Origin of the sequence: Jonesia denitrificans DSM 20603 (genome assembly GCF_000024065.1) — a bacterium.
GTDB lineage: Bacteria > Actinomycetota > Actinomycetes > Actinomycetales > Cellulomonadaceae > Jonesia > Jonesia denitrificans.
The window spans coordinates 1,853,415-1,874,599 of record NC_013174.1; the positions used below are offsets into that span (position 1 = coordinate 1,853,415).

The 21,185-nt window shown below is 58.5% G+C and carries 11 protein-coding genes and 2 rRNA genes; 4 read left to right on the forward strand and 9 right to left on the reverse strand.

The features are described 5' to 3' along the window. Positions 1-81: 81 nt before the first annotated feature. From JDEN_RS08655 to ligA, 3 genes are all read right to left on the reverse strand, one after another. Positions 82-3,187, reverse strand: a 23S ribosomal RNA gene (locus JDEN_RS08655). 353 nt (positions 3,188-3,540) lie between these two features. Next, positions 3,541-5,084, reverse strand: a 16S ribosomal RNA gene (locus tag JDEN_RS08660). Together the 16S and 23S rRNA genes form the textbook arrangement of a ribosomal RNA operon. A 484-nt stretch (positions 5,085-5,568) precedes the next feature. After that, positions 5,569-7,983, reverse strand: a complete 2,415-nt coding sequence (gene ligA, locus JDEN_RS08665) for an NAD-dependent DNA ligase LigA (protein WP_083775217.1) — start codon at positions 7,981-7,983, stop codon at positions 5,569-5,571. Positions 7,984-8,031: 48 nt separating this feature from the next. Between ligA and JDEN_RS08670 the strand changes: the two genes are divergently transcribed. Then, the gene (locus tag JDEN_RS08670; protein WP_015771991.1) at positions 8,032-10,167 is read left to right on the forward strand and encodes a prolyl oligopeptidase family serine peptidase; all 2,136 of its coding nucleotides are present in this window, start codon (positions 8,032-8,034) and stop codon (positions 10,165-10,167) included. Continuing rightward, complete coding sequence (locus JDEN_RS08675; protein ID WP_015771992.1) at positions 10,164-10,592, forward strand: NUDIX hydrolase; 429 nt, start codon at positions 10,164-10,166, stop codon at positions 10,590-10,592. The genes JDEN_RS08670 and JDEN_RS08675 overlap by 4 nt, the downstream gene beginning before the upstream one ends. A gap of 39 nt (positions 10,593-10,631) precedes the next feature. Here JDEN_RS08675 and JDEN_RS08680 read toward each other — a convergent pair whose 3' ends face one another. Genes JDEN_RS08680 through JDEN_RS08695 form a run of 4 tightly spaced genes read right to left on the reverse strand, consistent with a single transcriptional unit; the run spans position 10,632 to position 15,566 of the window. Beyond that, positions 10,632-11,975: an MFS transporter gene (locus tag JDEN_RS08680; RefSeq protein ID WP_015771993.1), complete on the reverse strand. Its 1,344-nt coding sequence runs from the start codon at positions 11,973-11,975 to the stop codon at positions 10,632-10,634. A gap of 3 nt (positions 11,976-11,978) precedes the next feature. Continuing rightward, positions 11,979-13,037 carry a hypothetical protein gene (locus tag JDEN_RS08685; protein ID WP_015771994.1) on the reverse strand — a complete coding sequence of 353 codons (1,059 nt, stop codon included), beginning with the start codon at positions 13,035-13,037 and terminating at the stop codon, positions 11,979-11,981. Further along, entirely contained in the window at positions 13,034-14,305 is a 1,272-nt protein-coding gene (mnmA, locus tag JDEN_RS08690) for a tRNA 2-thiouridine(34) synthase MnmA (RefSeq protein ID WP_015771995.1), read from the reverse strand. The genes JDEN_RS08685 and mnmA overlap by 4 nt, the downstream gene beginning before the upstream one ends. A 52-nt stretch (positions 14,306-14,357) precedes the next feature. Next, positions 14,358-15,566 carry a cysteine desulfurase family protein gene (locus JDEN_RS08695; RefSeq protein ID WP_041288381.1) on the reverse strand — a complete coding sequence of 403 codons (1,209 nt, stop codon included), beginning with the start codon at positions 15,564-15,566 and terminating at the stop codon, positions 14,358-14,360. Between the two features lie 149 nt (positions 15,567-15,715). Between JDEN_RS08695 and JDEN_RS08700 the strand changes: the two genes are divergently transcribed. Beyond that, positions 15,716-16,864, forward strand: coding sequence for an acyl-CoA dehydrogenase family protein (locus JDEN_RS08700; RefSeq protein ID WP_015771997.1), 1,149 nt, complete (start codon positions 15,716-15,718; stop codon positions 16,862-16,864). A gap of 141 nt (positions 16,865-17,005) precedes the next feature. Here JDEN_RS08700 and JDEN_RS08705 read toward each other — a convergent pair whose 3' ends face one another. Beyond that, positions 17,006-17,998, reverse strand: coding sequence for an electron transfer flavoprotein subunit alpha/FixB family protein (locus JDEN_RS08705; RefSeq protein ID WP_015771998.1), 993 nt, complete (start codon positions 17,996-17,998; stop codon positions 17,006-17,008). Between the two features lie 10 nt (positions 17,999-18,008). Further along, positions 18,009-18,815 carry an electron transfer flavoprotein subunit beta/FixA family protein gene (locus tag JDEN_RS08710; protein WP_015771999.1) on the reverse strand — a complete coding sequence of 269 codons (807 nt, stop codon included), beginning with the start codon at positions 18,813-18,815 and terminating at the stop codon, positions 18,009-18,011. A 103-nt stretch (positions 18,816-18,918) separates the two neighbouring features. Between JDEN_RS08710 and glgX the strand changes: the two genes are divergently transcribed. Beyond that, positions 18,919-21,165 carry a glycogen debranching protein GlgX gene (gene glgX / locus JDEN_RS08715; RefSeq protein WP_015772000.1) on the forward strand — a complete coding sequence of 749 codons (2,247 nt, stop codon included), beginning with the start codon at positions 18,919-18,921 and terminating at the stop codon, positions 21,163-21,165. The last annotated feature ends 20 nt before the right edge of the window (positions 21,166-21,185 follow it).

The following is a 21,185-nucleotide window of genomic DNA, read 5'->3' on the forward strand; positions in this document are numbered from 1 at the left end:
GGGCCACTGAACCGTGTGTGGTGTGGTGGTTTGTGGGTGGTGAACCGGGTAGTGGACGTGGTGTGCAGGTGTGTTTGTGTGGTGTGTTAGTGGTTGGCGTATTAGTACCGGTCAGCTCCGCGCATTACTGCGTGTCCACGTCCGGCCTATCAACCCACTGGTCTGGTGGGTGCCTTCACAACCAAGTGGTTGTTGGAAACGTTATCTTGAAGCAGGCTTCCCGCTTAGATGCTTTCAGCGGTTATCCCTTCCGAACGTAGCTAACCAGCCGTGCACCTGGCGGTACAACTGGCACACCAGAGGTTCGTCCGTCCCGGTCCTCTCGTACTAGGGACAGGTCTTCTCACGTTTCCTGCGCGCGCAGCGGATAGGGACCGAACTGTCTCACGACGTTCTAAACCCAGCTCGCGTACCGCTTTAATGGGCGAACAGCCCAACCCTTGGGACCTACTCCAGCCCCAGGATGCGACGAGCCGACATCGAGGTGCCAAACCATGCCGTCGATATGGACTCTTGGGCAAGATCAGCCTGTTATCCCCGGGGTACCTTTTATCCGTTGAGCGACCACGCTTCCACAAGCCATGGCCGGATCACTAGTTCCGACTTTCGTCCCTGCTTGACCTGTCAGTCTCGCAGTCAAGCTCCCTTGTGCACTTACACTCGCCACCTGATTGCCAACCAGGTTGAGGGAACCTTTGAGCGCCTCCGTTACTCTTTAGGAGGCAACCGCCCCAGTTAAACTACCCACCAGGCACTGTCCCTGGACCCGATCAGGGTCCGAGGTTAAGGTATCCGATTCAATCAGAGTGGTATTTCAACGTTGACTCCACCCACGCTGGCGCGCGGGTTTCCTAGTCTCCCACCTATCCTACACAAACTGAAGCGAACACCAATACCAAGCTATAGTAAAGGTCCCGGGGTCTTTCCGTCCTGCTGCGCGTAACGAGCATCTTTACTCGTAATGCAATTTCGCCGAGTTCATGGTTGAGACAGCAGAGAAGTCGTTACGCCATTCGTGCAGGTCGGAACTTACCCGACAAGGAATTTCGCTACCTTAGGATGGTTATAGTTACCACCGCCGTTTACTGGGGCTTAAATTCTCAGCGTCACCACCAAAGGTGGTTAACCGATCCTCTTAACCTTCCAGCACCGGGCAGGCGTCAGTCCGTATACATCGACTTACGTCTTCGCACGGACCTGTGTTTTTAGTAAACAGTCGCTTCTCTCTGGTCTCTGCGGCCTACACCCGCTTACACCAACCGCACGGGCTGGCAACGGGGCAGGCCCCCCTTCTCCCGAAGTTACGGGGGCATTTTGCCGAGTTCCTTAACCATGATTCTCTCGTCGCCTTAGTATTCTCTACCTGATCACCTGTGTCGGTTTCGGGTACGGGCGGCTAACACCTCGCGTCGAGGTTTTTCTAGGCAGCAGAGGATCACCAACTTAACCCCATCAACTCTCACACCTTCATGGGTACCGGATTTACCTAATACCCGTGCTACAGTCTTGGCCGTCGTCAACCATCGCGACGGTTTGGCTACCTTCCTGCGTCACCCCTGTTAATACGCTCACGCCACCACACTCACGTCCCAGCACAACACACCAACACCATAGAACCCCCACAAGGGGAATCCCACAGCATCAATGCCCGTGGTGCAACGATCATTATGGTTTTGTGTTGGGCGGTGCTTCGCCGGTACGGGAATATCAACCCGTTATCCATCGACTACGCCTGTCGGCCTCGCCTTAGGTCCCGACTAACCCAGGGCAGATAAGCTTGACCCTGGAACCCTTGATCATTCGGCGGACGGGTTTCTCACCCGCCTTTCGCTACTCATGCCTGCATTCTCACTCGTGTAGTCTCCACCACTCGGTCACCCGGCAGCTTCACCATCTACACGACGCTCCCCTACCCACAACACCCACAAAGGGATGTCATGCCACAGCTTCGGCGGTGTACTTGAGCCCCGCTACATTGTCGGCGCGCGATCACTTGACCAGTGAGCTATTACGCACTCTTTCAAGGGTGGCTGCTTCTAAGCCAACCTCCTGGTTGTCTGGGCAATCACACATCCTTTCCCACTTAGCACACGCTTAGGGGCCTTAGCTGGTGGTCTGGGCTGTTTCCCTCTCGACTACGAAGCTTATCCCCCGCAGTCTCACTCCTACGCTTACACTTACCGGCATTCGGAGTTTGGCTAACGTCAGTAACCCGGTGGGGCCCATCGGCTATCCAGTAGCTCTACCTCCGGCAAGCAACACGTAAGGCTGCACCTAAATGCATTTCGGGGAGAACCAGCTATCACGAAGTTTGATTGGCCTTTCACCCCTACCCACAGGTCATCCCCCCAGTTTTCAACCTAGGTGGGTTCGGTCCTCCACACGGTCTTACCCGCGCTTCAACCTGCCCATGGGTAGATCACTTCGCTTCGGGTCTAGACCCAGCGACTAAAAACGCCCTATTCAGACTCGCTTTCGCTACGGCTACCCTCCAACAGGTTAACCTCGCCACTGAGCACTAACTCGCAGGCTCATTCTTCAAAAGGCACGCCGTCACCCCAACCAAGGAGGCTCCGACGGATTGTAAGCACATGGTTTCAGGTACTATTTCACTGCCCTCCCGGGCTACTTTTCACCATTCCCTCACGGTACTATCCGCTATCGGTCATCAGGGAGTATTTAGGCTTAGCAAGTGGTCTTGCCAGATTCACACGAGATTCCTCGAGCCCCGTGCTACTTGGGAACACTCCACACAAAGGCCACCATGTTTCAGTTACGGGGGTCTCACCCTCTACGCCGCTGTTTCCCACCAGCTTCACCTACACAATGACTTTCTCACTTTGCAACTAGCCGGCAGACTAGAAACGAAAGGTCCCACAACCCCGATACGCGCAACCCCTGCCGGGTATCACACACGCACGGTTTAGCCTCATCCGCTTTCTCTCGCCAATACTCACGGAATATCTCTTCCTGTCGGTACTAAGATGTTTCACTTCCCGACGTTCCCACCCATCGTCCTATACATTCAAACGACGGCACCTGAACATAACTCCAGGTAGGTTTCCCCATTCGGACACCCTCGGATCACAGCTTGTTTGCCAACTCCCCGAGGCTTAACGCAGGCTACCACGTCCTTCATCGGCTCCTGATGCCAAGGCATCCACCATGTGCTCTAAAACACTAACAACAACAAAAAAACATTACAGACACACAAAGATGCATCATCACGTCCACTATCCAGTTCACAACCAACAAACCCACCCCACACAGCCACACCACAAAGCGCAACCACACAAGGCAGACAACCAACCACAAACCAACCCCCACCCACACCCAACCACAATCACATCAAACAACAAGACATGACATGAAGCCAGGCAAAGCAGGGAACAACCAGGTTTGCGACCCGATAACCCAACAGTGTGTCTCATAGCCATCACAAAAATGTTTGCTTTCCACAACCACAAACCCCCGTGCCCAGCCCCCTTCACAACAAAGGGAACCCATCACACAAAAAAAGGGGAACGTGTTACTCCTTAGAAAGGAGGTGATCCAGCCGCACCTTCCGGTACGGCTACCTTGTTACGACTTAGTCCCAATCGCCAGTCCCACCTTCGACAACTCCCTCCCCAAAAGGGGTTAGGCCGCCGGCTTCGGGTGTTACCAACTTTCGTGACTTGACGGGCGGTGTGTACAAGGCCCGGGAACGTATTCACCGCAGCGTTGCTGATCTGCGATTACTAGCGACTCCGACTTCATGGGGTCGAGTTGCAGACCCCAATCCGAACTGAGACCGGCTTTTAGGGATTCGCTCCACCTCACAGTATCGCAACCCATTGTACCGGCCATTGTAGCATGCGTGAAGCCCAAGACATAAGGGGCATGATGATTTGACGTCGTCCCCACCTTCCTCCGAGTTGACCCCGGCAGTCTCCCATGAGTCCCCACCATTACGTGCTGGCAACATAGAACAAGGGTTGCGCTCGTTGCGGGACTTAACCCAACATCTCACGACACGAGCTGACGACAACCATGCACCACCTGTACACCAGTCCAAAGGAAAACCCCATCTCTGGAGCGATCTAGCGTATGTCAAGCCTTGGTAAGGTTCTTCGCGTTGCATCGAATTAATCCGCATGCTCCGCCGCTTGTGCGGGCCCCCGTCAATTCCTTTGAGTTTTAGCCTTGCGGCCGTACTCCCCAGGCGGGGCACTTAATGCGTTAGCTACGGTACAGGAATCGTGGAACAATCCCCACACCTAGTGCCCAACGTTTACGGCATGGACTACCAGGGTATCTAATCCTGTTCGCTCCCCATGCTTTCGCTCCTCAGCGTCAGTAACGGCCCAGTGACCTGCCTTCGCCATCGGTGTTCCTCCTGATATCTGCGCATTCCACCGCTACACCAGGAATTCCAGTCACCCCTACCGCACTCCAGCCTGCCCGTACCCACCGCAAGCCCGACGTTAAGCATCGGGATTTCACGACAGACGCGACAAACCGCCTACGAGCTCTTTACGCCCAATAATTCCGGACAACGCTTGCGCCCTACGTATTACCGCGGCTGCTGGCACGTAGTTAGCCGGCGCTTCTTCTGCAAGTACCCTCAACCACAACAACAATCATGGCCTTGTTCCTTACTGAAAGGGGTTTACAACCCGAAGGCCTTCATCCCCCACGCGGCGTCGCTGCATCAGGGTTTCCCCCATTGTGCAATATTCCCCACTGCTGCCTCCCGTAGGAGTCTGGGCCGTGTCTCAGTCCCAGTGTGGCCGGTCGCCCTCTCAGGCCGGCTACCCGTCAAAGCCTTGGTAGGCCATCACCCCACCAACAAGCTGATAGGCCGCGAGCCCATCCCCCACCAGAAAAAACCTTTCCACACCAAACCATGCGATCTGATGTCATACCCGGTATTAGCCACCGTTTCCAATGGTTATCCCGAAGAAGGGGGCAGGTTACTCACGTGTTACTCACCCGTTCGCCACTAATCCAACCAAAGCAAGCTCCGGTCATCATCGTTCGACTTGCATGTGTTAAGCACGCCGCCAGCGTTCGTCCTGAGCCAGGATCAAACTCTCCATAAAAACCAAACAAAAACCAACCACCAAACAAGGCAGCCAGCCCTCATCCATACAAAGAAAATCCCAACCCCACAACAACCACCCAAACAGGCAGCCATCGCAAAATTGACTAAAAAAATCCAACCACCAAAAAAAGCAGCCAGACAACAAACAAAACAACTACAAAACACACTATTGAGATAACAAACCACAAACCCACAACCAGGAACAACCACCCAGAAAACCAGGCGCCATCCCCTCGGAGGCAACTTCTCAACCTTACCAGACCAACCCCACCCCCGCAACCATCCGCCCCAGGCAACACCCGAAGCACACAACCACGAAGAAAAAGAGGAAAGACCAACCGGTCAAGAACACCCGCTCAGCGGGCCGAGAAACAACACTACAACACCCCAACCCCCCAACGCAACAACCGCATCGAAAGTTCCTGGAAAAATCCTGTTACCGCTGGTCAAAAGCGGTGACAGCACAGAGTGATCGACCCTGACTAGTCCGAAACTTCTGAGACAGACTCACTACTGTGACTCGCATTAACCGCATCAGGACCCCCGGCAAGCAACCGGGTGAACTCTTCTTCATTCAGAATTCGCAAGCCAAGCTCTCGCGCCTTCGTCTCCTTCGACCCCGCATTTGCGCCCACAACCACAAAATCGGTTTTCTTAGACACCGACCCGGACGCTTTGCCGCCCCGTGCCACAATCGCTTCCTTCACCCCATCACGAGTGAAGTTCTCCAACCCACCGGTCACAACAACAGTGATTCCTTCCAACGTGCGTTGCACAGACTCGTCGGGAATATCCTCCATAGACACCCCAGCTTTCGCCCACGCAGCGACAATCGCGGGACGCCACTGATTGCCGTCCACCTCACGGAACCACTCAACGACAGACTCCGCAATGGTGGAGCCCACACCGTCAACTGCGGCGAGTTCCGACACAGAAGCGGCTCGGATGCGATCCATCGAACCAAACTCTGTGGCAAGAGCTCGCGCCGCGGTAGGCCCCACATGGCGAATCGACAATGCCACCAACACCCGCCACAATGGCTGGCTCTTTGCCTTCTGTACCTCCTCAAACAGCTTGACTGTCGTCGCAGTTGGAACCGAAGACTTCGAAGCCGTTGCCCGGGTGTAAAAGTAGGGAACTAGCTCCCAGCGGGTGCCAGACTTCAATTTCCGCTCCCGCCACACCACAACATCCTTGAGGCTGCGCGTCAACGAACTGTTCTCATCTGCAAGGTCAAAAATGTGCGCCTCGCTGGTGAGAACCGGGGTAAGAGGCGGCCCGTCAAGCTGTGGAGCGTCGGGCCCCACTGGGCGAGAGCTCTCCGGATCGCACAACGCCACAGCAGATTCCCATCCGAGCGCTTCTATATCAAACGCACCACGGGACGCTAAGGCAAAGACGCGTTCTCGCAACTGCGACGGACACGACTGCGCGTTCGGACAGCGAAGGTCTTTGTCGCCCTCCTTCGCTTCACGAATCTCGGTGCCACACGACGGACAATGCGTGGGCGGTTCCCACTGAGGTAACCCATCAGGTCGCAGTGACTCCACTGCGCCCAGGATCTCAGGAATCACATCGCCTGCTTTACGCACAATGACGGTATCCCCGGGACGCACATCCTTACGGCGCACCTCATGGAAATTGTGGAGCGTCGCCATGCTCACCGTTGACCCTGCAACTAGCACAGGTTCCATCATCCCAAACGGGGTCACCCTGCCAGTGCGACCCACATTCACCTGGATATCAAGCAACCGTGTCGTGACCTCTTCAGGTGGGTACTTAAATGCAATAGCCCACCGGGGTGCGCGGCTTGTTGAACCCAGCTGTTTTTGAGCAGCGACCTCATCCACTTTGATGACAAACCCATCAAGTTCATGCTCAATGGAGTGCCGGTTCTCCCGGTAGTACTCAATCTTCCTCGTCACTGCATCAAGGTCGTGTTCCACTGAATTGTGGCTCGACACTGGGATCCCCCACTGTTGGTACAGCGCATACACGTCGGATTGGCGAGCCAAGTCCACCGGAGACTGACCGTCCCACTCCAGCGCACCAATACCGTGAGCGTACATAGACAGCCGTCGTTGAGCAGTGACCCGAGGATCTTTTTGCCGCAATGATCCAGCCGCTGCGTTGCGTGGGTTCGCGAAGGTTTTCCCGCCTTGGCGCGCCTGCGAGTCGTTCAAATCAGCAAAATCAGCGACCTTCATGAAGACTTCCCCGCGAATCTCCACAACCTGCGGGTGGAACGCTGGATCTCCGCCCAAACGCTGAGGAATCGAACGGATTGTCTGCACGTTCAGCGTGACGTCTTCACCTGTTTGACCATCACCACGAGTGAGTGCCCGGACGAGTTCACCCCGCTCATAAGTGAGAGACACGGCTAACCCATCTATTTTCACTTCACACAAGTAGGACACTGCCCCACCCGACAGTTCACCATGAACACGATCAGCCCAGGCCTGTAATTCCTCAAGGGAAAACGCGTTGTCCAACGACAGCATGGGCTGACGGTGATCAACTTCTTCGAATTCAGTCGAAAAAGTTCCCCCCACTCGCTGGGTTGGAGAACCCTGAGGCGCGCCCCCTAACTGCTCCTCAACAGCGACCAGTTCCGCAAGCAGCGCATCATAATCTGCATCAGGGACAGATGATTCCCCCTGAATGTAATACTCGAACTGGTAGCGCTGTATCAGACGAGCAAGTCGCTCCCACTGCTCCTGTAGCGACACCTCTGCGGCAGCGTCGACGATGCGAGCAGCGGCAGAACCAGCAGCCACCTCCGGGCCAGTGAACGGACGTGCTAGTGAAGAGTCATGTGCGTTTTGGTCATTCGTGGTCACCTCACTATTGTCCACGGACCACTGACATGCGCGCGCCACAGCCCACACCTCACCCATGTTGTGCACGGCGCGTCTGCCGGTACCGCTGGCGTAAGGTAGATGACCATGAGCACGAGCGAGAACATGCAGACCATAGCCGCCCCCATTGACCAGGACCCTTACCTGTGGCTCGAAGATATCGATGCGCCACGGTCCCTCGATTGGGTCAGTGAACGTAACGCCTCTGCCACCGCAACGCTCGGATCAAGTTACGAGTTCGCGTTACGGAAATCTGTGATCAAAGAAGTTCTTGACTCTGATGACAAGATCCCCCTTGTCAGTAGTGTGGGGGGCTACCTCTACAACTTCTGGCGTGACGCTGACCACCCGCGTGGGGTGTGGCGGCGCACCACAGATGCGGACTATCGCTCCCCTGACCCCACCTGGGAAACACTGCTCGACATTGACGCTCTCGCCACGGAAGAAGACATCCCGTGGGTCTTCCACGGCGCAGAAATCCTGCGCCCCACCTACGACCGCGCCATCATCAGTCTGTCCCGCGGGGGAAGCGACGCAGACGAAGACCGCGAGTTTGACCTCACCACCAAGACCTTCGTCCCCCCGGATCACGGTGGGTTTTTCCGGCCCGAATCCAAAGGCGGGATGAGCTGGATTAACCGTGACACGGTCTACATCTTTACGGACTTCGGAACAGACGAACTGGGCAACGCAACGCTTACCTCCTCGGGTTACCCGCGCATCGTGAAGCAGCTGTCGCGTGGACAGCAACTCAACGACGCCACTGTTGTCTACGCAGGTGGGGACAACGATATGTACATTCGTGCGTTCCATTCCCACACTCCAGGCTGGGAACGCGACTTTGTTGCCCGCTCTCTAGCGTTTTACCGGTCTGAACTGTATCTTCGCACCACAGATGGCCTCACCCTCATCGATGTTCCGCTTTCTGCGGAAGCAGGGGTTCACCGTGAATGGTTGCTCATTGAGACACGCGAGCCCTGGGTTGTGGGGGACACGACATACCCGGCTGGTGCTCTTCTCATCACTCGGTTTGAGGACTACCTGGCCGGAGGCCGAGACCTGACCGTCTTATTTGAACCCACGAGCTCACAGTCACTCGCTGGCGCCTCATTCACCAAAAACCACCTCGTGCTCAACGTCCTCGACCATGTGAAGAACCGGGTGGAGGTTCTCACTCCACCCACAGACCGCGCTGGCTCCTGGGAGCGGCGCCCCGCTGTGGCGCTGCCCGCTATGGGCACGACCAGTGTGAGTGGTGTGGACAGTGATGTCACTGACGATGTGTGGGTGATGACCACTGATTACCTCACCCCGTCCTCACTGTACCGACTAGCTGTTGATGACCTCACCGTGCCGGGCGGGTTGGGTGAACCGCTGAAAACTAGCCCTTCCTTCTTTGACTCCTCAGGCCTGACTATTGACCAGTATTTTGCGACGTCGAAGGACGGGACTCAGATTCCTTACTTCCTTGTTCACGCCACTGATGCGCCACGCGATGGCTCCATCCCTACCCTTTTGTACGGGTATGGCGGGTTCGAGATCTCGTTGACGCCAGGTTACTCTGGCGGGCTCGGACGGGCGTGGTTGGACAAAGGGGGTGCCTACGCAGTCGCGAACATTCGTGGTGGCGGCGAGTATGGGCCACGATGGCATCAAAGTGCGCTGAAAGATCAGCGGCATAAAGCATACGAAGATTTCTCTGCTGTTGCCCGTGACCTTGTCGAACGTGGGGTCACCACACCTGAGCGGCTTGGTGTGCAAGGTGGCTCCAACGGGGGGCTGCTGACCGGCAACATATACACGCAGTACCCTGAACTCTTTGGTGCCGTGGTGATCCAGGTTCCGCTACTGGACATGAAGCGCTACTCGCACCTGCTTGCAGGGGCGTCCTGGATGGCCGAGTACGGTGACCCAGATGATCCAGCCCAGTGGGAGTTCATCCAGCGATTCTCGCCCTATCACCTTGTGGAACCGAACCGCAACTACCCACCGGTCCTCATCACCACCTCCACCCGCGACGACCGGGTACACCCTGGGCACGCCCGAAAATTCGCGGCAAAACTCCTCGACTACGGGTATGACGTGACCTATTACGAGAACATTGAAGGTGGACATGGGGGCGCCGCCGACAATGACCAAGCCGCGTTCATGTCCGCGCTAGCTTATGAGTTTTTATGGCAACGCCTCACCCCAGTCACCACGCCAGATGGCGACAAATCATGAGCGGTCAAGCACGCCACATCACCGTGGTTGCCGCACTCGTGCGAGATCCTGATGGTCGCCTACTCCTGGTGCGCAAGCGTGGAACCCAGCGCTACATTCAGCCCGGTGGAAAACCCGACCTCGGCGAAGAAGTCACCACGACAGCAGCCAGAGAAGTGGCCGAAGAAACTGGTCTCAACCTTGATCCGGACCGGTTCACCACCATGGGCACTATCCACACGAACGCAGCGAACGAACCCGACCACACGCTCACCGCTCATTGTGTGAGCGTGTGTCTCAACTACCTTGAGGCGTCACACGTGAGTGCCGCTGCGGAAATCGAAGAGGCCGTCTGGGTGTCACCCCAACAGGCCATGTCTATGCCCGTTGCTCCTTTGCTCCACGACCACATCCTGCCCGCGATCCTCACCCCCACCACACCGTAAGCTGTAGGAGACCTCACCTAAATAACAGTGAGGGAACGGTTACGTTGCCTGAGTGACAGTGCGCGCATCGTAGGTAAGGAAACGTGGATACCACGCCATCAGAACCCACAGTACGATGATGCAGGCCACGCCCCCGACGACGGCAGCCCACCCTTCCCCAAACCACTGGGCTTGAGTGCCCAGCCACATGTCACCCAGTCGGGGGCCACCGGCCACCACAACGATAAAAACGCCCTGGAGGCGCCCGCGCATGTGGTCGGGTGTTGCGGTTTGCAAAATGGTTTGCCGGAACACCGCAGAAATTGCGTCACTTGCACCTGCCATAAACAAAGCACATGCCCCAGCGAGAAGAAATCCCCACTGGATCGAGTCAGGTGACGTCCGCCCTGCTGCCACCATGAGGGCACCAAAGGCCACAATGGACATCCCCCACGCAGTAATCGCCACCGCGATAATCAGTCCTTGACGGTGCATCACTGTCAGAGCCCCGGACAACAGCCCTGCAGACATCGCACCGACCGCAAACGCTGCCGTCAGCACGCCGACGGTGGTTTCTGCGCCACCGAGCACAATGACACCCAACGCAGGAAACAGTACCCGCGGGGAGGCGAGAATCATGGCAGCCAAGTCTGCCAAGAACGTCATGCGCACATCGGGTTGAGTACGCAAATACACCAACCCGTCAAGGATGGCACGCACCCCCACCACGCGGCGTGCAGGGCCAGTGGACACCTGCGCGCAGGACGCCTGACCGCCAGAATCGGGACCCTCACGTCCAGGAAGGGCCGGAGGAATATCAGGCAGCCGCACCAGTGCCCACAACGCGAACGTGAACAGCACAGCATCCACGGTGTACGCCACACCGTAACCACCCCAGTTCACCAACAACGCGGCGAGCAGGGGACCACCAAACAACGCCGCGTTCCACGTGATTGTCATCAACGAGTTCGCTGCCGGAATTTTCTGAGCTGGAACGATACGCGGCACAATCGCTTGTCGTGCCGGATTGTTGACTGCAAACGCGGCAGACTGCACAGCCACCAACGTGTAGAGCACACCCGTACTCTCCAGCCCCACAAACGCCTGCACGGCAAGTAACGCTGACGTCACCCACAGCACCGACGATGCGATCAGTGCGATCCGCCGCCGGTCATAGGCATCAACCAGCGCACCGCCATACAACCCCAAAACAACCAGCGGGATCAGGGCCGCCAAGCCAATCATCCCCACTGACAGGGTTGACCCCGTGATCGCATACATTTCCAGTCCCACAGCAACAACCGTGATCTGGGCACCAATGTTGGAGACCCCTAATCCCCACCACAGTCGGGCAAATGCAGGAGACGATCGAAGGATTGAGGTATCAACAAAAATCGACGCCATGCGTCACGCTTCTGCTTTCTCAGCCACATATTCGGCTGTGGACATGAGTGTTCGGATACTGCCTCGAGCAGTATCCACAGACCCACCTGCACAGTGTTCCGCTGCAGCGTTGTGGAAACCGATACTGACCTCAGCCAGCTGCGCCGCTGGCAGCCCTACCCGGTGCCACCCGGTTGTGAGCGCATCGCCAAGCCCTGCCACGTCCGTCCCCGCGCACGACGACATCACGGGTGTGGGCAACCCAGCGTGGAAGCCCACACCATGCTCGACCACGGTCGCGATGTGCTCCCACAGTCGCTCATTCCACGGGCCTAACGCCACCCCCAGACGATGCACGGTGTGCGCTGGTGAACCCAGATCCGCGAGCACCCGCGCCGCCGTGGGGATACCCACCCAGGAATCACCTGTGTGCACCGTGACCGGCACAACCTGAGCAATCGGATCAAGTGTCCGATGCAGCACCTCCACCGCGAGCGCAGGGTCCACTGCTCTGATGCGGGAGTGTCCGGAGAATGTGGGGATGAGTCCGGTGAGGGTGGCGGCTAGGTCTGATTCGTCCACTTGCAGGTGGAGGGGGCTTCGCGGAATGAGAGCGCCGATGCGTGTCACGGTGTGGCTAAGTCCCTCACCAAGGGCGGATGCGATGTCGCGGATGGCACCGTGGTCGGCAAGGGCCCGGTCGCCGTGGTGAAGCCACAGGCGGGTTGCCAGGGTGAGGGGGCCAAGCACTGTGAGGGTGAATGGTGTGGTTGCGGTGTGCCCGGCGATGGTGAGCGCGTCGAGTTGGTCGGCTAGTTCGCCGGTGACACGGTGGGCGTCATGTCCCGCGTGCGGGGCAAGTTTCCAGCCGTGGGGTCCGTGTTCGTAGTTGAGTTCTGCCAACGTGGACAGGGTGCGGGGCAGGAGGGACAGGTGCGGGTGGGTTGGGTAGTGCGGCAGGAATGCGTGGGTGGTGATCCCTGTGGGGGTGGCCGATGCGTCGTCGAGGATGTGGAGTTGAGTGGTGAGGTGATCGTGTGCGGCGGTCAGCGGCCAGTGGCCGCTGGGCAAGACAGTGGTCATGCGGTGGCGGCGGCTCGTTGGGGGGTGGGGAGTGTGGCTTTGCGGTCAGAGGCGACCACGGTTGCTTGCCCAATGACTCGGGTCCCGCGGTACAAGACAATGGATTGTCCTGCTGCGACTCCGCGCAACGGGGATTGAAGTTCCACTTCGACCAGGGCAGTGTGGTCGTGGCCAGGGTCTGCGCCCTCAACACGGGTGCACTCGGCTGCGAGTTCTTCGCGGCCCGCTGGCATAAGGTCACGCGCACGGTCAAGGGGAACAATGCGAGCGCGACCGGGCAGCGCCGCGCCATGGGCGCGCACTTGCCCTTCGATTGCAAACCAGTCACTGCCTTCGGTGGTCAGGGACGCATCGGTGAGAATGTCGGTGGCGAACCAGACTGCTTTGTCACCCACAATCCGGTTCACGGACAGCAGTTCGGATGGACCAACGATCACGGTGTTGTCGCGGGTGCTGACTCCAAGGACGTAGCGGGGTTTGCCGTCTTCAGCGGGGCGTCCGAGGGCGAGTCCTTTGCGTTGACCGACCGTGTAGGCGTAGGCGCCGTCGTGAGTTCCGACGACGTTGCCGTCCGTGTCTAGGACCTCACCTGGGCGTGACCCCAATCGGTCGCGCAGGAATCCTTTGGTGTCACCGTCTGCGACGAAGCAGATGTCGTATGAATCTGGTTTGTTTGACACGCTCAGGCCGCGGCGTTCTGCTTCTGCACGGACCTCGTCTTTTGAGGCGTACCCCCCGAGCGGGAAAATCGCGTTCTTCAGCCGGTCTGGCCCCATCACAGCGAGCACATACGACTGGTCTTTGGCGTCGTTGGGGGAACGGTGCAGTTCGCGGATCACCGTGGGTTGTCCGTGCACATCGGTGGTGTCACGGTCAATGATCTGAGCGTAGTGTCCGGTAGCAACCGCATCAAACCCTAGTGCCATCGCTTTATCGAGCAGTGCTTCAAACTTGATGTGCTCATTGCAGCGCACACACGGGTTCGGGGTGCGTCCAGCCTCGTATTCGGAAATGAAGTCGGCAACAACGGTGTCTTCAAACTTTTCCGACAAATCCCACACGTAATAGGGGATGCCTAAAATGTCGGCTGCACGGCGGGCATCAGAGGCGTCCTCAATGGAACAGCAGCCACGCGAGCCTGACCGGAACTGGTTACGGTTACGCGACAACGCCATGTGGACACCGACAACGTCGTGGCCGGCCTCCACTGCCAAGGCCGCTGCAACGGCAGAGTCAACTCCACCTGACATGGCGGCGAGTACCCGCATGATTCTCCTTCACCGTAAAAACGTGTGTTTGTGGTTGTGTTGAGTGTGAGCGCTACCGGCCAGTTGTGGCAAGCCCAGCACGCCGAGCACGCTCAACCACCGTCGGTAACACCTCAATGACATGGTCAATATCTTCTTGAGTACTGGTCGCCCCCAAGGAGAAACGCAACGCCCCGCGGGCAGTGAGTTCGTCAAGACCCATCGCAAGCAACACGTGGGAGGGCTGCGGTATTCCCGCTTGACACGCTGACCCGGTCGAAGCCTGCACCCCATGTGAATCAAGCAAATAGATGAGGGAATCGCCTTCACAGCCGGGAAAGGTCACATGGGCAATGGAACTGAGCCGCATATGCGCGTCCGGCCCCTGCGGGTCAACCCCACGAACCTGCGCATCAGGCACAGCCTCAACGATGCGCGCCAACAGCTGATCGCGCAACTCGCGCTCCCGCTCCACCCGCGCCGGCAGCTCGCTTGCCACCTGCACGGCAGCAACACGCCAGGAATGAATAGCTGCCGCATCGATAGTGCCTGACCGGACCTGTCGTTCCTGACCGCCACCATGAAGAACCGGATACATCTCTAGGTCGCGGCGCGCAATCAACGCCCCCACGCCCACAGGCCCACCAATTTTGTGGGCTGTCACCGTCAGAGCATCCACACCGCTGTCTTGAAAATTCACGGCCAAGTGCCCGGCCGCCTGCACAGCATCGGTGTGCATCGGGATACCGTAACGGTGAGCGATCTGCGCAAGCTCCGCAATCGGCTGGATTGTCCCCACCTCGTTATTTGCCCACATGACCGACACCAACGCCGTGTCACTGGCATGCTCACGCAACTCCGCTTCCAACGCCAACGGGTCCACCAACCCCCGCTCGTCAACCGGAAGCGCAACAACCTGCGCGCCATCATCCTGAGCCAGAGCATGCGCAGGATCAAGAATCGCATGATGCTCCACAGCAGAAATCACGATGCGCGACCTGCGCCCATCCTGAGCTCGACGAGCCCGGAAGATCCCCTTCACCGCTAAGTTGTCTGCCTCAGTACCCCCCGAGGTGACAATGATCTCACTAGGCCGGCACCCGTAGATCGAGGCTAGCTCCTCACGGGCTGCCTCGACCACGCTCCGTGCCCGCCGTCCCGCGGCATGCAACGACGAGGGATTACCCACCACGGCTAACTGCTCCGCATACGCAGCAATAGCTGCCGGAACCATCGGGGTCGTGGCGGCATGATCAAGGTAACTGGTCCGTGCGGGCTTCACAGCGATTAAGTCTAATGGGTTGACCTCCACCCGCCTGGTGAGTGTGACACGTCCAACGGCACAACATCTGATTCAATCCCCTGCACCGGTACGATGCCAACGAGACGACCTGCACAAACCAACGCCATGCCTCACACAAGGAGCACAACGTGGGATTTCTTTGCGAAAACACCCTCGAATCTATCCGCAACCGCGCAGCACACTACGACGCCACCAACACGTTCTTCGACGACGACCTCACCGAACTCCGCGACGCCGGATACCTTGCCGCTTTCGTCCCCACGGTGTTCGGGGGCTCCGGCCTCAGCCTCCAGGACATGACACACGAACAAATGGCGCTTGCCGGGGCCGCCCCCGCCACCGCACTCGCCATCAACATGCACCACGTGTGGGTGGGAGTCGCCCGAGCAGTACACCGCACCGGAGACTCATCCATGGACTTCGTCCTCGAGGAAGCCGCCCACGGCGAACTGTTCGCATTTGGGGTGTCCGAAGCGGGCAACGACCTTGTCCTGTTTGGTTCAAACACCCAAGCGATCCCCCACCAGGACGGTAGTTACACCTTCCATGGAACGAAGATCTTCACCTCCCTGTCCCCCGCCTGGACTCGCCTGGGAACCTTCGGGGTTGACACCACAGACCCCAACAACCCTATGAACGTGTGGGGGTTCGTGGACCGGGACCCGGAAGGGGTGACCGTCGCCAACGATTGGGACACGCTCGGCATGCGCGCCTCCCACTCCTGCACCACCCACCTTCATGGGGCGCTGGCACCCGCCACGCGCATCGTCCGGCGACTCCCACCCGGCCCCAGCACCGACCCCATGATCTTCGCGATTTTCTCCACCTTCGAAATCCTGCTCGCCAGTGTCTACACTGGCGTGGCCACACGCGCCCTTGACCTTGCCATCGCCACCGCGCGCACCCGCACATCAAAAGCCAGTGGAACCACCTACGACCAGGACCCAGCAATCCGATGGCGCATCGCAGATGCTGCGATCGCCTTGGACGCCATCCACCCGCAAATTCGTCAAGCCGCACAGGATCTCGATGCCGGAATTGACCGTGGACCGTTGTGGTACCCGCAACTGTCTGCAATAAAAACGCGCGCCACAGAAACCGCCCTTGACGTTGTCAACAAAGCGATCCGCGTGTCAGGAGGCTCGTCGTACTTCACCCGCAATGAACTCTCACGCCTGTACCGTGACGTCCTTGCTGGACTGTTTCACCCTAGTGACGACGAATCAGTCCACAACGCCTGGGCCACCGCATTACTTGGACCACTCTCGCCTGCCTGATCACGCCCATTCCAGCGAAGGATGGGCATGTGAATGCCCACATGCCCACCCTCACCGGTCGTCCCTGCGCAACGGGTGCGCCCCCAGGCGGCGCTCACCAGCACCACCTTGCGCTCACACACGCACCAGTCGATGTGTCCCCTACTGTGCCGCTTTGTACTCGCGGATCGCGGCGGCAGCCTGCGGGAGCACATCTTGCAACTCACCAACAATGGCGAAGTCGCTAATGTCAAACAACGGGCAATCCGGGTCAGAGTTCACAGCAATAACGACGCCAGACGCTTGCATACCACCCCGGTGGTGTGGGGCACCAGAAATACCCGCCCCGATGTACACGCGTGGCGCCACCGTCACCCCGGTTTGTCCGATCTGAGCATCGTGCTCAATCCAGCCTTCATCCACAGCATCCCGGGTAGCGCCCACTGCCCCACCCAGCGCATCTGCCAGCTCCTCCACGTGTGAGAAGTCACCGTTCGTTCCGCGACCGCCTGCCACCACATAGGCAGCCTCAGCAAGACGTGGACGGTTGACACCACCATGGATCGCAGGGTGCACCGTGCGCGACACAAGCACCGTCGAGGACGCAGTCGCAGAGGGAACAACGGTGAGCCGTTGCACATCCACATGACTCGACGGCACGTCAACCGGTGTCGGGACAACCGCGTTGGCCCGCACAGTCGCTACCGCCACGTCGGTCACCACCGTGCAATTGACGTCCCAGCTCCCGGCGAACACCCGCTTATAACCCACAAACGCGTCCCCCTCAAAACCGACCGTGACCGTGTCAATAACCAACCCAGCCCCAAGCAGATACGCCGCCCGCGCAGCAATCTCTTTGTTTTGGAATGTTGGGGACGCCAGCACCACTCGGCCTTGCACCTCGTTGACAACTGCCTGGACACCCTCGGCAGCAACCGGTGCCACACAGGAACTGGCTTCGGCGGGGAAATCCACCACATACGTGCGAGTCACACCGTACTCGCGTAACTGCGCAAGAGTTGCCTCAGAAGGCTCCGTGAAGGACACCGGAACCGGTTCACCCAACGAGTTCGCCAGGGTCAACAACTCCAACCCCGCCGAAGTGAGTTGAGTGTCCGCTGTGTCAAGCAGAACAACAATGGCGTGATCAGACATCACAGCCCCCTTAGATCAGTTCGTTGTCAATGAGGTACGCGGCCAAAGCCAACCCGCCCTCGCCTTTATCCACAACCGGAGGAATCTGCTCCCGGGGTGGACGTGGCTCACTCTTGGTCACATGTGTGCGCGCTGCACCATCACCAACGCTCTGCGGCGAGACATCAATATCGGTCAGGGACCACGCAGTGATCTCTTTGGTTCGGGCCGCCATAATCAGCGTGAAGTTCGGGTACCGCGGAGTGTTGACATGGTCTGTCACAGACAACACCGCTGGCATGGGGGCAGTCAACACCTCGGTGATGCCGTCGAGGTCACGGGTGATCTCAACCATGCCGTCACTGACCTCAAGGCGGGTGGCGAGGGTGAGCTGAGGCAGGCTCAACTCAGCGGCAAGGAGTGAGGGAATCACAGAACCCAAACCGTCCAACGCCGCCATTCCCGTGATGATGAGATCGACAGGTCCCTCGTGTTCGATGCGACGAATCGCCCCCGCCAGGGCACGTGCGGTGCCAAAGACATCGGAGCCTGCGAGCGCGGGGTCGCTGACGTGAATGCCGGTGTCGGCGCCGAGTTGGAAGGCTTTGCGTAGGGCGCTTTCAGCGTCAGCTGGGCCAACGGTCACGACGATCACTTCGTGGGCGTTGCGTTGGTCGGTGCCGAGTGCTTCGACGATTTGTAGGGCACTTTCGATGGCGTTTTCATCGAGTTCGTTCAGTGTGCCGTGTTCAGCGCCGCGTTGCACTCGCCCCTCCTCGGTGAAGCGGCGTTCAGAGTGGATATCGGGGACGTGCTTGACGGGTACCACGATTCTCATCGCGTGTGACTCTTTCGTTGATCCGACGGGTCCAGGGTCCAGACTACAACGGTTCGGCGGGCGGTTACGTTGAGGTCCGGTTGAGGTTTGCGACAATGGTGTCATGAGCGCTTTGCCCGCTGGTCCGTTACGTGTCCCTCTTCCTCCTCTTGGTGTGCGCCCTCGTGAGGGTGGGATTGATGTTGCTGTGCATGCTGCGTATGCGACCTCTGTTGATGTGTGTCTTCTTTTTCCTGGTGATAAGGCTGAGGAGGGACGGTGGCCTTATGAGGAGGTTCGGCACCCGTTGACGGCCTCGTCGTATGGGGTGTGGTGGGGTTTTATCCCTGATGTGCCGGTGGGTACGCGTTATGGGTTTCGGGTTCACGGTGAGTGGAATCCTCGGTTGGGGTTGCGGCACAACCCGGCGAAGTTGTTGGTGGACCCGTATGCGCGTGGGCTCGTGGGTGAGTTGTCGTATGACGAGTCGACCTATGGGTACATGATGAAGTTTGCTGACGGGCACCGGTTGGATGGCAATATTCATGGTTTAGCGGACCCTCGGGATACGGCGCCGCTTGTTCCGCATGGGGTTGTGGTGGATGTTCCTGATGCGCCTGTTGTGGCGCGGCCGCATGTTCCGTGGGCGCAGACTGTGGTGTATGAGGCGCATGTGCGTGGTGTGACGATGCGCCACCCGGATCTTCCACCGCAGTTGCGTGGGACGTATGCCGGGTTGGGGCATGAGGTGATGGTGTCGTACTTGAAGGACCTGGGGGTGACGACGGTTGAGTTGCTGCCAATTCAGGCTTTTGTGTCGGAGCCGCACCTCATTGAGAAAGGGCTGACGAATTATTGGGGTTATAACACTCTGGGGTTTTTTGCTCCGCACGCGGATTATGCGACGGCAGCTGCAAAGGAGGCTGGGCCGGACGGGGTGATCCGTGAGGTTCAGGAGATGGTGGCGTCGTTGCACCGGGCGGGCCTAGAGGTGATTCTTGACGTGGTGTACAACCACACCTGTGAGGGTGGTACTGGGGGGCAGCACCTGTCCTGGCGCGGGTTGGATGCACCGGGGTATTACTTGCACGATGGGTCCACCCCAGCGCAGTTCGCTGATGTCACTGGGTGTGGGAACACTCTTGATTTCACGCATCCGCGCGTTGTGCAACTTGCGTTGGATTCGATGCGGTATTGGGTGACGACTTTTGGGGTGGATGGGTTCCGGCTTGATTTAGCGGTGACCTTAGGGCGCGATAGCGCCGGTTTTACCCCTGATCACCCTTTCTTGGTTGCGTTGCGTACTGATCCGGTGCTTTCTCAGGTGAAGATTATTGCCGAGCCGTGGGATGTGGGGCCGGGCGGGTGGCAAACCGGGAACTTTGGCGCCCCTTTTGCGGAGTGGAACGACCGCTACCGAAACTGTGTTCGCGGGTTTTGGCTGTCTGACGCCCGGTCACTGTCCCATGGGCATCACGCAGGTGGCGTCCGTGAACTAGCGACCCGGTTGGCGGGGTCAGCCGACCTTTTTGGGCATTCTGACCCTCCGCTCATGCGGGGCGCAGTGGCGTCAGTGAACTTTGTGACTGCGCACGACGGCTTTACTGTCGCGGATTTGGTGGCATACGACCACAAACATAATGAGAAGAACGGTGAGAACAACCGTGATGGCAACAATGACAACCAGTCGTGGAACCACGGTGTGGAGGGGCCTGTTGACCCTGATGATGCCCATGTGATTGCCTCGTTGCGTCGCCGGTCGATGCGCAACTTGTTGGGGACCCTTCTGCTGTCCGCGGGTACCCCTATGCTGACCGCTGGTGACGAGCGTGGCCGCACCCAGCACGGCAACAACAACGCCTACTGCCAAGACAATGAGGTGTCATGGCTTGAGTGGGAGCCCAACCAATGGCGTGATGACCTGCATGCCACTGTCCGTCACTTGCTGTCGATGCGCGCGCAACTACCAGCACTGCGCATCGATGGGTTCTTTTCTGGTGGGCCGCTAGCCCACGATGATGACCACCAACCAGACCTCGGGTGGTATTCCAGCGACGGCACTCCACTACGCCATGAGCAATGGCACGACCCTGGGACACGGGTTGTGCAAATGTTCCGCCGAGGGCGTATCCCAGGATATGGACCAGACACTGATCCCCATGTTCTTGTCATCATTAACGGAACGCTCGATTCAGCAGCTGTCACCCTGCCTGTACACAATACTGAACGGCGATGGAAACTCCAGTGGTCCTCGGAATGGGAATCACCGACTTCCGGTGACGACACGCGCGAAGAAGCGCACGGACCTGGCGACAATGTTGTACTCGAAGCGCTCAGTCTTGCTGTCTACACCGCTGATGCGCTGGGATAAGTTACCAGGCTGCCACACAG